Here is a 12,501-nt window from a genome sequence, read left to right on the forward strand (position 1 = left end):
CGTCGCAGCCGGCGGCCAGGCTGCCGGCCGTGGCCACGGCGGCTCCGCGGCCGGCGGCGGAGAGCCCGGCGCCGGCGGTGGCGGTGGCGGAGAGCGCGGCGCGGCGCAGTAGACGCCGTCGGGTCAGGATCGACATGGAAGTTCTCCTCAGGGTGCGGCCACCCCGACGGCCGGGAGCGCTCCCAGCGCAGGCGTGCGACGGGCCGGACCGCCGAAGGGGTGGACCGTCAGCCTAGAGGGCCGCGCGGGGGCGGCCGGGATGGGGGAAGAAGTGGGGCGGGCGCCGCCGGGCCGGGCGGGCCGGCCGTTCGGGACGCGGATAGCGCGCGAGGCCGGCCGGGCGGCGCGTCGCGCCTGTCCCGTCGGCCTCTTTCTCCGTCGAGTACGGGGGTTTAGTGTGGGGACGGGGGAGGGCAACCCCCGTCCCCACCTTCAGTGCACACACGCACGTGTGGAATTGGCGTTCGGCCGTGCGTGTCGCGCGGGAGCCGGGCCACGCGAGTGGCTCTGGTTCCACCTCCCTCCGTGCTGGTGGGTGTCGGCTGGCGACGGCGTCCGGGCTGGCCCGTCGTCAGCCCCATGGCTGGTGTCCGTGATCGGGTGACCACGGTCGATCTCTTCGGTGCATCTCCGTCGATGGAAGCGCTCCCATCGGCGATGCTGCGACTGTAACGCCCGTCACGCCTTTGTGAAAGCCCCTAAACGAGATCGAAACATGGCCCTGCGTCGACCTGGGACGCTTGTCGTGGGAGCGCTTCCATGGCACACTGTCGATTCGACGCAGCGGAGCCAGCTGGCGCGAGCGTGGGTCGCCGAGGGCATCCGGGTCTCCCGGACGGCACCCCGGGGAGACGGCATCCGTGTTGCCCCGCAGCACACCGGCCGTCCCCGACCGACCACCTTCCCGAGCGCCTCCGTCCCCCCGCGTACCCCTGCATTCCGCGTGGAGGTGCTCCGCCGGGGCCTGTACGGCCCCGGCCCGGTCCGAGGAGACACCGCGCACATGAGACTCTGGGCAAGACGTCGCCGCACGGCGATGCTCGCCGCCGCCACCCTCGCCGTCGGTGGAGTGGCCCTGCCGGCCGGCGCCGCACAGGCCGCCCCCGCCTGCGACGTGGTCTACGCGACCAATGACTGGAACACCGGATTCACCGCCAACGTCACCATCAAGAACCTGGGCGACGCGGTCAACGCCTGGACCCTGAAGTTCGCCTTTCCGAACAGCTCCCAGCGGGTCACCCAGGGCTGGTCGGCGAGGTGGAGCCAGACCGGCAGCGAGGTCACCGCGACCAACGAGTCGTGGAACGGCAGCCTCGGCGCCGGCGCCTCCACCACGATCGGCTTCAACGGCGCCTACTCCGGCAGCAACCCGAAGCCCACCGCCTTCACCCTCAACGGGATCGCCTGCAACGGCACCCCCGCCAACCAGCCGCCGACGGTCTCCCTCGGCCTGCCGGCCGGCCCCTTCGAGGCGCCCGCCGACGTGCCGCTGACCGCGACCGCCAGCGACCCGGACGGAACGATCGCGAAGGTCGAGTTCTACCGCAACGGGCTGCTGGTCAACACCGACACCGGCGCGCCGTACGGCTACACCCTGGAGGACCTGCCCGCCGGCAGCTACACCGTGCAGGCCAAGGCGTACGACAACGCCAACGGCATCGCGGTGGCGGAGAAGTCCTTCACCGTCAGCCCGGCCTCCGGCCCGGTGCTGGTAGCCACCCCCTCCGCGGTGAGCGTCAGCGAGGGCGGCACCGCCTCGGTCAACCTGAAGCTCAGCGCCGCCCCCGCCGCGAACGTGCCGGTCACCCTGACCCGCACCGGGGACACCGACCTCACCGTCTCGCCGACCTCGGTGACGCTGACCCCGACGAACTGGAACACCGGGGTGAGCGTCACGGTCGCCGCGGCCGAGGACGCGGACACCCTCGGCGGCACCGCCACCGTCACCGCCTCGGCGACCGGCCTCGCCCCGCTGGTGATCACCGCCACCGAGGTCGACAACGATGTGCCGGGTGGGGACAACGCGTACATCAAGCGGTTCCTCGACCAGTACGGCAAGATCAAGAACTCCGGGTACTTCAGCCCGGAGGGCGTGCCGTACCACTCGGTCGAGACGCTGATCGTCGAGGCGCCCGACCACGGCCACGAGACCACCTCGGAGGCGTTCAGCTTCTGGCTCTGGCTGGAGGCCCAGTACGGCCGGGTCACCCAGAACTGGGCCCCGTTCAACAACGCCTGGACGGTGATGGAGAAATACATAATTCCGTCGCACGCCGACCAGCCGACTGCTGGGGCTCCGGGTACGGCCCGGTACGCCGCCGAGTACAACCTGCCCAGCCAGTACCCGTCGCAGCTCCAGCCGTCGGTGCCGGTCGGCCAGGACCCGCTCCGCTCCGAACTGCAGAGCACCTACGGCACCGGCGACATCTACGGCATGCACTGGCTGATGGACGTCGACAACACCTACGGCTTCGGCCACTGCGGTGACGGCACCACCCGGCCCGCGTACATCAACACCTTCCAGCGGGGCACCCAGGAGTCGGTGTGGGAGACCGTGCCGCAGCCGTCCTGCGACACCTTCGCCCACGGCGGCCAGTACGGCTACCTGGACCTGTTCGTCAAGGAGGGCAGCGCGCCGGCCAAGCAGTGGAAGTACACCAACGCCCCCGACGCCGACGCCCGCGCCGTGCAGGCCGCCTACTGGGCGCTGACCTGGGCCAAGGCCCAGGGCAAGGAGGCCGACGTGGCGGCCACCGTGGCCAAGGCCGCCAAGATGGGTGACTACCTGCGCTACGCGATGTTCGACAAGTACTTCAAGAAGATCGGCAACTGCGTCGGCGCGAGCACCTGCCCGGCCGGCAGCGGCAAGGACTCGGCGCACTACCTGATGTCCTGGTACTACGCCTGGGGCGGCGCGTACGACCCGCAGCAGAACTGGTCCTGGCGGATCGGCTCCAGCCACAACCACTTCGGCTACCAGAACCCGCTGGCGGCCTGGGCGCTGACCAACGTGCCGGAGCTCAAGCCGAAGTCGCCGACCGCGGTCGCCGACTGGCAGAAGAGCTTCGACCGGCAGCTGGAGTTCTACACCTGGCTCCAGTCCGCCGAGGGCGGCATCGCCGGCGGCGCCACCAACAGCTGGGACGGCAGCTACGCCCAGCCGCCGGCCGGCACCGCCACCTTCTACGGCATGTTCTACGACGTCGACCCGGTCTACAACGACCCGCCGTCCAACCAGTGGTTCGGCATGCAGGCCTGGTCGATGCAGCGGATCGCCGAGCTGTACCTGCAGACCGGCAACGCCAAGGCCAAGGCGCTGCTCGACAAGTGGGTGCCGTGGGCCATCGCCAACACCACGGTCGGCGCCAACTGGTCCATCCCGTCGGACATGAAGTGGACGGGCCAGCCCAACAACTGGGACCCGGCCAACCCGCAGGCCAACACCGACCTGCACGTCACGGTGACGGTGAAGAGCCAGGACGTCGGCGTCGCCGCCGCCTACGCCCGGACCCTGACCGCGTACGCGGCGAAGTCCGGGAACGTGGCGTCCAAGGACACCGCCAAGGGCCTGCTCGACGCGCTCTACGCGGCCAGCGACACCAAGGGCGTGTCGACCACCGAGAAGCGCGGCGACTACAAGCGCTTCGACGACGTCTACACCGCCGCCGACGGCCAGGGCCTCTACGTCCCGGCCGGCTGGACCGGGAAGATGCCCAACGGCGACGCCATCGCCGCCGGCAAGAGCTTCCTCGACATCCGGTCGTTCTACAAGAACGACCCCGACTGGCCGAAGGTGCAGGCCTACCTGAACGGCGGCGCGGAGCCGGCGTTCAACTACCACCGGTTCTGGGCGCAGGCGGACGTGGCCATGGCGTACGCCGACTACGGCAACCTCTTCCCGAACGGCTGAACTGACCCTTCCGGGTGGGTGGCGCTACGTCACCCACCCGGAGGCCGACCGGGCCCGGGGGAGCGGGCCGCCCGGTCGGCGGGCGACCTGACACCCACGGTCAGGTCGGGGGTGGGTCGGTCGTCCGGCCGACGCAGCGGACCGACCGGCCCACCCCGCCGCCCGCGCCCGCGCCGACGCGGAAAAGCCGCGAAAAAAGAGGGCCTCGTGGGATCACACGACGTCGCGCGACGGAGTACCGTATTTCTCGGAGAGGCCGCTCCCCCCGTGGCGGCCTCTCCCTTTACGTTCCCGGCGAATCCCGGGCCCGCCGCGGGCCGGAACACGGGTACGGCCCAGTGAGCGACGTGCCGCCCCGACCGCTACGGTGTGCGGGTGCGCGCGACGGCAAGAGGTTGGACCGCGGTCTGGTTGGTCGTTCTGGCTCTGACCCAGGCGGCCGCGCTCGTCGTGCTGTGGCGGTTCGCGGTGCACAGCGGCACGGGCCAGTGGCTGGACACCGTCGCCCTGACGGGAAACCGGATCGGCCAGGACCGGATCGACGGGCCGGTGAACCGGATACTCAACGCGATGTCGATCGTGTCGCTGGTGGCCACCACCGTGGTGATCGGCTTCATCGCGCTGATCCGGGGCCGCAAGGCGCTGGCCCTCGCGGCGACCCTGCTGATCGCCGGCGCCAACGTCACCACCCAGGTGCTCAAGCACCTGATCGACCGGCCCGCGCTCGGCATCGACCCGGAACGCGACGCGGTCGGCAACAGCCTGCCCAGCGGCCACGCCACCATCGCCGCCTCGGTGGCGCTCGCGCTGATCCTGGTGCTCCCCGCCAAGGTCCGCCCGCTCGGCGCGTTCCTGGGCGTCGCGTACGCCGCCGCCGCCGGGGTGGCCACCCTCTCCGCCGGTTGGCACCGGCCCAGCGACGCGGTCGCCGCCTTCCTGATCGTCGGCGTGTGGGCGGCGCTGGCCGGCTTCCTGCTCCTGCTCCTGCAGCATCAACAGGCGCTGGTCTCCTCCGCCGACGCGCACCGGGTCGCCGCGGCCGTGCTCGGCGGCGGCGGGCTGCTCGCGGTCCTCGGCTGCGCACTGGCCCTGTCCTGGCTGCTCGACCAGCAGCAGGTGCCGGTGGACGAACTGGGCCGCCGCTCCCTCCTCGTCGGGTACGCGGGCAGCGCCGCCGGCATCGCCGGCACGATGGGCGTGGTGGCGGCGCTGTTGCTGCTCTCGGTGCACCGCCTGGTGCCCAGGGTCAAGGGCTAGCGACGGTAGGTGCCCACCATGGTGCCGCTGGCCAGTTCCCGGCCGGCCAGCGCGGCGTGCACGTCGGCGGCCTGCGGCGCGTCGGCCAGATCCAGCGGCCGTTCCAGGGCGTAGAGCCGGAAGAAGTACCGGTGCGCCTCCTCGCCCTGCGGCGGGTGCGGGCCACTCCAGCCGGTGGTGCCGAAGGCGTTGGGCCACTCCCGCCCGCCGTCCGGGACCGCGCCCTCGGCCACCCCCTGGGACGACGGGGAGATCCCGGTGACCAGCCAGTGCAGGAACGGACTCCGCCCGGCGTCCGGGTCCTCCACCAGCAGGAGCAGCTCGGTGGCCGACTCCGGCACGTCCGACCACTCCAGCGGCGGTGAGGCGTTCCCGCCGTCCCGGGAGAAGCGCCCCGGCAGCAGGTCGTGGTCGTTGAACGCGGTGCTGCGCAGCATGATTCCGGCCATCTCTCGCCCGCCCCTCTCGTCGGCCCGGCGCGTACCCGGGTGCGGGACCCTGAAACCGCGTGAGAGGGTACGAGCCGTGGAACGGGTACGGACGGCGTTCCGGGACGAGTGCGCCCAGCTGGACGGTGTGCTGCGCACCCTGACCGTGGGGGACCTGGACCGCCGGACCCCCTGCCCGCCCTGGGCGGTACGCGACCTCGTCGCGCACGTCCGCACCGGCGCCGGACGCCTGGTCGACATGATCGCCGCACCCGCCCCACCCCGCGCCGAGGTCGACGCGGCCGACTACTTCGGCGCGGCGAAGTTCACCCCCGAGGTCGACGCCGCCCGCATCGACGCCGCCCGCATCGAGGCCGCCCGCATCGAGGCCGGCCGCGTCGAGGCCGCCCGCATCGAGGCCGGCCGCGTCGAGGCCGGCCGCCGGGAGGCTCGGGTCGCGGGCACCGCTCGGGGCTCCCGCGACACGGCGGCCCGGGAGCCCGGGGAGGTGGCCGCCGCCTTCGCCGCCGCCTGGCGGGCCACTTACGCGGCGGTCGGCGGGCAGCCGGCCGACCGGGTGGTGCGTACCCGGCACGGCGACGCGATGACGCTGGCCGACTTCCTGGTCACCCGTGTGGTGGAGGTGGGCGTGCACGGCCTCGATCTGGCGGTGGCCCTCGACCGGGAACCCTGGCTCACCCGGACGGCGGCGGAGGTGATCGTCGAGCTGCTCGCGGGCGGGCGGCCGGTCCCCGCCGGACTCGGCGCGGACCCGCTCACCCTGGTCCGCAAGGCCACCGGCCGGACGCCGCTGACCACCTCCGAGCGGGCCCGGGCCGAGGCGGCCGGCTTCCGCTGGCTCGCCTTCGGCGGCTGACCCGCCGCCCGTCCGCTCCCGCCTTGCAGTGGGTCAGGGGGCCGGGCGGGGCGCGGGGACGTGCGGGACGCTCCCGCGCAGGTGGGCCAGGACGATCGGGTCGATCCGCCCCGGGACCAGCCGCTCCTCCAGGTTCTCCACGCCGGCCCAGGACGCCAGCGCGTCGTCCAGACCGGCCCCGCCGACCGGGTGCCCGACGGCGGCCAGCAGCCCGGCCACCTCGTCGGCGAGCGGCCCGGCCAGGTCCAGCAGCGTCTCCGGATCCGGCTTGCCGAACAGCAGCGTGTGCATGTCGAGCAGCCGGCCCAGCTCGGTGACCGGGTCCGGATGGTCGTCCACCCGCAGGTCCACCAGGTTGTCGCCGGTGCCCGCGTACCCGCCGCGGCGCTGGACCACCAGGATGCCGGCGCTCTGCCGACCACGTCGGTCGCCCCCGGCCCGGTCGCCGGCGTGCAGCGCGGCGAGCAGCCGCTGCGGGAAGGCCAGCGCCTCCCCGCCCAGCCAGGCGTCGCGGACGGCGTCGACGACGTGCGGGCCGGCGAGGATGTTGCCCTGCACCGCCCAGCCGTCGCCGGCCTGGCCGCCCGCCCAGTCGTGGCAGCGCGGGCCGGTCCAGGTGGCGCCGACCCCGGTGACCCCGACGACGCCGAGCTGGCGGTCGTCGCGGCCCGGATCGGCGGCGACGAGGCCGGCCACCACGTCCGCGGCGGCCACGCCGCTGCGCAGCAGGGCCAGCCCCTGCGGGCCGTAGGCGAGGTTGACGTGGGCCTGGGTGGCGATCGCGCCGACCTCGGCCTCGGCGGCCGGTACCAGCGCACCGGCGGCGAGGAACTTGCTGGCGACCGCGACGCCGTGCAGCAGGCCGTCGGCGGAACGGGCGACGATGGAGAAGGTCACCCGTGGAGGTTAACGCCGTGCACCGGAAGCGGACGCCCCGCGGTCAGAAGGGCGGCGCGGCCGGCTCGGGCGGCGCGCCCCGGGCCCGGCGGGCGTCGGCCACCGCCACCGCCGCCAGCACGACCACCACCACCGCCCCGGCGATCAGCGGCGCGTGGTGCACCAGCACCGGCGTCAGGGCCAGCAGCACCAGGATGGCGATCCAGCGCGACGGCGACACCCGGGCGAACACCTCGTACTCGAAGCGGGCCCGACCGGCCAGGTAGAGCGCCGGGCCACCGACGGTCATCGCCAGCCACGGCCACTCGTTGTGGCCCAACGGATGCTCGATCGCCAGCTCGTACCCGATCGCGGTGGCGACCAGGCCGAGCACCATCACCAGATGGGTGTCCGCGGCGGACCGGCCGATGTTCGCCGGGTGGGCCGCCTTCATCACCGCCTCGCCGAGGATCTGCCCGGCCCGCTGCACGTAGATCCGCCACAGCAGCACCGACGTCGCGATCGCGGCAGCGAATGCGGCGGTGCGGGCCGCGCCGTACGGGCCGCCGTTGAGGGTGAGCCCGGCGACCAGGATGGTCTCGCCGAGCGCGATGAGGAAGAACTGCTGGTACCGCTCGGCCAGGTGCTCCCCGGCGACCTGCCACTTGCTCACCGTCGACCGGCCCAGCCCGGGCACCGGCCAGCCGAGCCGGGCCGCCAGGTACTCGATCAGCAGGGCCAGACTCCAGAGCACCACCCGCGGATTGGTCGGCAGCGCCGCACCGGCCAGCCAGAACAGTCCGCTGAAGCTGAACACGATCAGCATCCGCAGCTTGAGCCGGCGGTACTCCTGTGGGGCGAGGAACACCAGCAGCAACAGCGGGCGGGTCACCTGCGCCACCACGTACGCCACCGCGAACGCCAACCCGGTGGCGCTGAAGGCACGGGTGACCGTCACCCCCATCACCAGGCTCCCGACCAGCGCGGTGATCACGATGAGCTGCAACCCCAGGTGGTACGGGTCGTACCGGCTGGTGGTCCAGGCGGTGCCCTGCCACACCGCCCAGAGCGCCAGGAGCAGCAGCAGCGTCTTGCCGCCTCCGGTCACCGGCGCCCAGCCCTCACTGCCCCCCGGCTCCACCGCCAGGTCCTCGAACGCGCGGGCGCCGACCCGGGTGAGCACGAAGACGTAGACCAGGTCGAAGAAGAGCTCGAGGAACGTCGCCCGCGAGGGGTCACCGCCCGCCGGCAGGAGGCCCCTGCGCCCGCCGCTCGTCATGGTCGCCCCGCCCCGCCTTCGGCCCAGCCCACCTGGCAGTCGTAGCACCCCGGGCCCCCGCCGCGGCCCGGAACGGGCGATCCGCGGCGCGCGCCACGTCTTGTCGGGGACCGCCGCAGCGGGCACGATCGACCGGATGACGAACCGATGGGGCATGACCGTGCCGCTGGGCGGCGTCCCGCTCGCCGACCACGCCGCGGTCTACGCGGCCCTCGACCGGGCCGGCTTCACCGACGTCTGGTCGTCCGAGGTCAACGGCACCGACGCGTTCACGCCGCTCGCGCTGGCCGCCGCCTGGCAGCCGCGACTGCGGCTGGGCACCGCGATCACCCCGGTCTTCACCCGGGGCCCCGGGCTGCTGGCGATGAGCGCCGCCGCGCTCGCCGAGGCCGCGCCGGGGCGGTTCCGCCTCGGCATCGGCGCCTCCTCGCCCGTGGTGGTGGGGGACTGGAACGCGGTGCCGTTCACCGAGCCGTTCCGGCGTACCCGGGACGTGCTGCGCTTCCTCAAGGCCGCGCTGGGCGGACAGACCGTCGACGGCGCGTTCGACACCTTCGCCGTACGCCGGTTCACCCTAGAACGACCGCCGGCCGTACCCCCGGCGGTGCTGCTGGCCGCCCTGCGCCCGGGGATGCTCCGGCTCGCCGCGGCCGAGGCCGACGGGGTGATCCTCAACTGGCTCGCCGCCGACGACGTGCCGAAGGCCGTCGCCGAGCTGGGCGGCCGCGGCCGCGACTTCGAGGTGGTCGCCCGGATCTTCGTCTGCCCGACCGAGGACGTCGGCTACGCCCGCACCCTCGGCCGCCGGCTGATCACCAGCTACCTCACCGTCCCCGCGTACGCCGAGTTCCACCGCTGGCTGGGCCGGGAGAGCACGCTCGGCCCGATGTGGGCGGCCTGGGCGGCCGGGGACCGGCGGGGAGCCGGCGCCGCCGTGCCCGACGAGGTGGTCGACGCGCTGGTGCTGCACGGCTCGCCCGAGCACTGCCGCGCCGAGGTGCTCCGCTACGCCGAGGCCGGGGTGGACGTGCCGGTGATCGCGCTGCTGCCCACCCCGGAACTCACCACCGGCGGCGCCGCCGCGCTCGGCGCGCTGATCGGCCGGCTCGGCCCCGGCCAGGGGAGCTGAGATGAACCTGACCGACCGGATCGCCGTGATCACCGGCGCAGCGGGCGGCATCGGCTCCGCGCTGGCCCGGCGCTTCGTCGCCGAGGGCGCCGCCGCCGTGGTGCTGGCCGACCGGGACGCCGACGCCGTCGCCGCGGTGGCCGAGGGGATCGGCCCGGTCGCCCGGGGCGTGGCCGTCGACGTCACCGACGAGGAACAGGTCCGCGAACTGGTCGCCGACACCGAGCGACGGTACGGCCGGATCGACCTGTTCTGCGCCAACGCGGGGGTGGCCACCGGCGGCGGCGTCGAGGCCGACGACCTGGAGTGGGACCGGGCCTGGCGGGTCAACGTGCTGGCCCACGTGTACGCCGCCCGCGCCGTACTGCCGGCGATGCTGGCCCGCGGCGACGGCTACCTGCTCAACACCTGCTCCGCGGCGGGGGTGCTGACTGCGGTGGGAGACGCCCCGTACACGGCCACCAAGCACGCGGCGGTCGGGCTCGCCGAGTGGCTGGCCGTCACCTACCGGGACCAGGGCATCCGGGTCAGCGCGCTCTGCCCGCAGGGGGTGGACACCCCGATGCTCGCCGACGGGCTCGCCAGCGGGCATCTGGGCGCGCGGGTCATCGCGGCCTCCGGCGCGGTGCTCAGCACCGACCAGGTCGCCGACGCGGTGATCGCCGGGCTCGCCGAGGAGCGCTTCCTGATCCTGCCGCACCCCGAGGTCGCCGGGTACGCCATCCGCCGCGCCGAAGACCCGGACGGCTGGCAGGCCGGCCTCCGCAAACTGGTCCGCCGCCTCCGCCCCTAACCCCACCCCACCCCGGCCCCGCCCGCGCCCCCCGCCCCCGCCCCGTTGATCAAGAGGTTTGTGCACACCGACGGCCCTGTTCCGTGCGCAAACTCCTTGGTCAACTCCTGGAACGGTGCGGGGGAGTGGGGGCGGTGGTCAGGGGCGCCAGCGGAGGGGGGCGGGGTGGACCGACCAGAGGAGGCGGCGCCAGGCGGGGCGGCTGGCACGCAGCTCCGCGGCGTAGTCGCGGGCGATCGCCGTCGCGTGATCGGCCTGGCCGGCGTCCACTGTGGCGGGAGCGAAGGCTGCCTGGTTGAGCAGCCCCGCCAGCTCGTTGAGGGCTCCGCCCGCCGCACCGCTCCCGGCTGTGCCGCTTCCGGTCGCGCCGCTTCCGGTCGCGCCGCTTCCGGTCGTGCCGCTCCTGGGCGCGCGGCTTGCGGCTGTGTCGCTGCGGGGCGGGCCGCTGTCGGCTGCGCTGCTTTCGGCCGCGCTCGCGTCGGTGGCGGTGCGGGCCTCGGCGAGCGCGTGGCGGGCTCGGGCGGCGACCTCGGTGGCGGACAGGTCCCGGCCAACCGGACGGCCGGCCAGCCGTAGCGCGTCGGTGACGTGCCGCCAGGCGCCGGCGACCCGCGCGGCGGGATCGCCCCGCTCCAGGCGGTCCCGGGTCTGCGCCCTGCGCAGCCCGGCCAGCGCCGCCAGCGTCGCCCCGACCAGCAGCAGTAGACCGCCGGTCCCGCCGCCGAGCAGCACCGCCGTCGGCACGCCGCGGTCCCCGCTGGCCGAGCGGGGCGCCGCCGCAGCCGGCGGGGTGGCGGTCGGCGCGAGGGTCGGCTCCGGCACCTCCGACGGCGGCGGGTCCTCCGGCGCCGGCCGGAAGTCCTCCTCCACCGGCCGGGGATCCTGGTCAGGTCGGGGCAGCGGGTCGAACGGCACCCAGCCGACGCCGGAGAAGAGCACCTCCGGCCAGGCGTACGCGTCGGCGGCCAGGACCGGCCCGTCGCCCCGTGACTCGAAGCCCACCACTACCCGGGTGGGTAGCCCGGTCAGCCGGCCCAGCACTGCGAACGCCGCGGCGAACTGCTCCGAGGTGCCGCGCTGACCGCCACCGCCGCGTGGGCCGAAGAGGAAGAAGCTCAGGTTCGGGTACGCGTGTCCGCTCGGCGCGTCCGCCACCACCCGGTAGTGCTCGGCGAGGAACTGCTCGATCGCCGCCGCCCGGGAGTACGGCGCGCCGTTCTCCTCGGCCAGCTGGGTGGCGAGCCGGCGCAGTTGCTCCGGTGCCCCGTCGGCGACTTGCAGCACCCGGGCCACCTCGTCTCCGGCCGGTACGTCGGCGGTGGCGATGAGGTTCGTGTCGGGGCGTTCCCGCAGCGAGGTGACCGTGTACCGCAGCCCCGGGGTCAGCCCCTCGGGTCGGATCAGCGTTCCGGTCGCCGGGTCGTACGCCACCCGGGCGCCGCTGACCTCGCGGGGGGTGGCCACCGCCGGGAGCAGCCGCCCGGTCAGGTCGGCCACGGTGATCTCCTGCCGGACGGTGTCCACCGCGCCGCCGCCGGGTGCCGCCGCCGGCAGGATCCGCCCGGCGTTGCGGTAGGTCGCCCCGACCCGCCAGGTCACCCCGTCGTAGTCGCTGAGCACGGCCAGCCGGATCCGGGTCTCCCGCCCGGCCGGGCCGCCGGCGGCCGCCGTCGAGACGTCGAGCAGCTTCTGGTCCGGGTTCAGCGCCCAGCCGGAGATGCGGATCAGCGGGTTCTCGTCGAGCGACTCCACCCGGGGCGGCTCCACGTAGCGGCGCGGGTCGACCGGCCGCTCGTCCACCAGGCCGGCCAGTGCCGGGCCGAGCAGCGCGGCCAGCCCCACCACCACCGCCACGCCCAGCGCCGAGGTCACCACCAGCCGGGCCCGGACGGCCGCCCGGACCGCCGGGGCGAGCCCGGCCGCCGGGTCGGCGGCGCCGGCGGCGACCCGAC

At 74.4% G+C, this 12,501-nt stretch carries 9 protein-coding genes; 5 read left to right on the forward strand and 4 right to left on the reverse strand.

The window, feature by feature from the left end; translation table 11 throughout:
* Window positions 1-1,003 precede the first annotated feature (1,003 nt).
* A complete protein-coding gene (locus V6U81_RS28025) occupies window positions 1,004-3,910 on the forward strand; it encodes a glycoside hydrolase family 48 protein (RefSeq protein WP_334493934.1) in 2,907 nt (968 codons plus the stop codon).
* Window positions 3,911-4,279: 369 nt separating this feature from the next.
* Entirely contained in the window at window positions 4,280-5,167 is an 888-nt protein-coding gene (locus V6U81_RS28030) for a phosphatase PAP2 family protein (protein WP_334493936.1), read from the forward strand.
* Here the strand turns inward: V6U81_RS28030 and V6U81_RS28035 are convergent.
* Window positions 5,164-5,616 carry a YbhB/YbcL family Raf kinase inhibitor-like protein gene (locus tag V6U81_RS28035; RefSeq protein WP_334493938.1) on the reverse strand — a complete coding sequence of 151 codons (453 nt, stop codon included), beginning with the start codon at window positions 5,614-5,616 and terminating at the stop codon, window positions 5,164-5,166. The genes V6U81_RS28030 and V6U81_RS28035 overlap by 4 nt on opposite strands.
* 76 nt (window positions 5,617-5,692) lie before the next feature.
* On the opposite strand from V6U81_RS28035, the gene V6U81_RS28040 reads away from it, so the two are divergent.
* The gene (locus tag V6U81_RS28040) at window positions 5,693-6,472 is read left to right on the forward strand and encodes a maleylpyruvate isomerase N-terminal domain-containing protein (protein ID WP_334493939.1); all 780 of its coding nucleotides are present in this window, start codon (window positions 5,693-5,695) and stop codon (window positions 6,470-6,472) included.
* Between the two features lie 33 nt (window positions 6,473-6,505).
* Here the strand turns inward: V6U81_RS28040 and V6U81_RS28045 are convergent, their stop codons facing one another.
* Both V6U81_RS28045 and V6U81_RS28050 read right to left on the reverse strand, forming a co-directional pair.
* Window positions 6,506-7,369 carry a DUF1028 domain-containing protein gene (locus tag V6U81_RS28045; RefSeq protein ID WP_334493941.1) on the reverse strand — a complete coding sequence of 288 codons (864 nt, stop codon included), beginning with the start codon at window positions 7,367-7,369 and terminating at the stop codon, window positions 6,506-6,508.
* 43 nt (window positions 7,370-7,412) lie between these two features.
* Window positions 7,413-8,627: a low temperature requirement protein A gene (locus tag V6U81_RS28050; RefSeq protein ID WP_334493943.1), complete on the reverse strand. Its 1,215-nt coding sequence runs from the start codon at window positions 8,625-8,627 to the stop codon at window positions 7,413-7,415.
* A gap of 154 nt (window positions 8,628-8,781) precedes the next feature.
* On the opposite strand from V6U81_RS28050, the gene V6U81_RS28055 reads away from it, so the two are divergent.
* Window positions 8,782-9,756, forward strand: coding sequence for an LLM class F420-dependent oxidoreductase (locus V6U81_RS28055; protein WP_334493949.1), 975 nt, complete (start codon window positions 8,782-8,784; stop codon window positions 9,754-9,756).
* A gap of 1 nt (window position 9,757) precedes the next feature.
* Window positions 9,758-10,549, forward strand: coding sequence for an SDR family oxidoreductase (locus tag V6U81_RS28060; protein ID WP_334493945.1), 792 nt, complete (start codon window positions 9,758-9,760; stop codon window positions 10,547-10,549).
* A 138-nt stretch (window positions 10,550-10,687) separates the two neighbouring features.
* Here V6U81_RS28060 and V6U81_RS28065 read toward each other — a convergent pair.
* The coding region (locus V6U81_RS28065) for a transglutaminaseTgpA domain-containing protein (protein WP_334493947.1) at window positions 10,688-12,501 on the reverse strand (1,814 nt) is incomplete at its 5' end.

This window comes from Micromonospora lacuserhaii (assembly GCF_036902735.1).
Classification (GTDB): domain Bacteria; phylum Actinomycetota; class Actinomycetes; order Mycobacteriales; family Micromonosporaceae; genus Micromonospora.